This is a genomic window from Chloroflexota bacterium (assembly GCA_038040195.1).
Lineage (GTDB): Bacteria > Chloroflexota > Limnocylindria > QHBO01 > QHBO01 > DASTEQ01.
Genome location: JBBPIR010000040.1, coordinates 1 through 1,384, shown reverse-complemented (window position 1 = coordinate 1,384; position 1,384 = coordinate 1). Strand labels below are relative to the sequence as shown.

Here is a 1,384-nt window from a genome sequence, read left to right as displayed (position 1 = left end):
GAAGCGCGGTCGATCGTGATCGAAGTCGGCTACGCGCTCTCCAGCGAGGAGCATGCCGCCGCGGACCTCGTCCGTCACGCTCGACAGGCCGAGGAGGCTGGGTTCTCATTCGCGCTGATCTCAGACCACTTCCACCCGTGGATCGATCGCCAGGGACAAAGCCCGTTCGTATGGAGCGTGCTCGGCGCGATCGCCGAGGCGACCGAGAAGCTGGTCGTCGGGACCGGCGTGACGTGCCCCACGGTCCGGATCCATCCGGCCATCATCGCCCAGGCCGCCGCGACGACGGCCTCGCTGATGCCGGATCGGTTCTTCCTCGGATTGGGTAGCGGCGAGAACCTCAATGAGCACATCCTCGGCACGCGCTGGCCGGAGTGGGAGGTCCGGGCGGAGATGCTCGAGGAGGCGGTCGACATCATCCGACAGCTCTGGACCGGCGACCTCACCAGCCATCGCGGGCGGCACTACACGGTCCAGAACGCGCGCATCTATTCGCTGCCCGAACGCCTGCCACCGATCTACCTGGCGGCGGGTGGAGAGAAGGCCGCCCGACAGGCGGCGCGCATCGCCGATGGCTTCATCGGCACCGGGCCTGAGGCCTCACTTCTGTCGGCATTCCAGGAGGCCGGCGGCCGCGGTCCACGGTTCGGGCAGGTGACGCTGTGCTGGGCCGCCTCGGAGCGCGAGGCGAGGCGGACGGCGCGCGAGTGGTGGCCGACGGTCGCGATCCATGGGGAGGCGACCCAGGAGCTCCCGAACCCTGCCCACTTCGAACATCTGACCTCATCGGTCACCGAGGATCAGGTCGCCGACGCCCTCACATGCGGTCCGGACCCGGAACGGCATCTCGCCAGGATCCGCGAATACCTCGACGCCGGATACGACCGCGTCTACCTGCACCAGGTCGGACCGGATCAGCAGGGCTTCCTGCGCTTCGCGGAGCGTGAACTCCTGCCCACCCTGAAGCTCAGCGCGGTGCACGCCTAGGTCCGCCAAGGAGACACGATCGAGGCCGAGGCCGATCGGCCACACGATCCAACGGAGGATCCTCTCGACGGGACCCAACGACGCCGGTGCGTACGTCGGCAACCGGCCCGAGCGTCAGGCCGAGGCGGTGCGGCTCGCCGGCGGTCTGCGGCCCACCGCCGCCGTGGCGGACGCCGGGATCGTGCGCGGACATGGCCGGTCCCGGTGGTGAGCCGGCACGTCGGAGTCGAGATTCCGATCGTCTCGTGGGTCGTTGGCGTTCCGGGGTGGGAGACGCGCGGAACAGCGAACAACCCGGAGGGATCTTTGCCATCTGTCGTTGATGCAATCTCTGACGTGCCGTCCGTTGATGCAATCTCTGGACGCTCCATCCGTTGATGCGATCTCTGGATGGTTC

The 1,384-nt window shown here is 68.1% G+C and carries 1 protein-coding gene; it reads left to right on the top strand.

The genetic code is table 11. The features are described from left to right. The coding region (locus tag AABM41_09890) for a TIGR03557 family F420-dependent LLM class oxidoreductase (protein MEK6192604.1) at positions 1-987 on the top strand (987 nt) is incomplete at its 5' end. Positions 988-1,384: the final 397 nt, after the last annotated feature.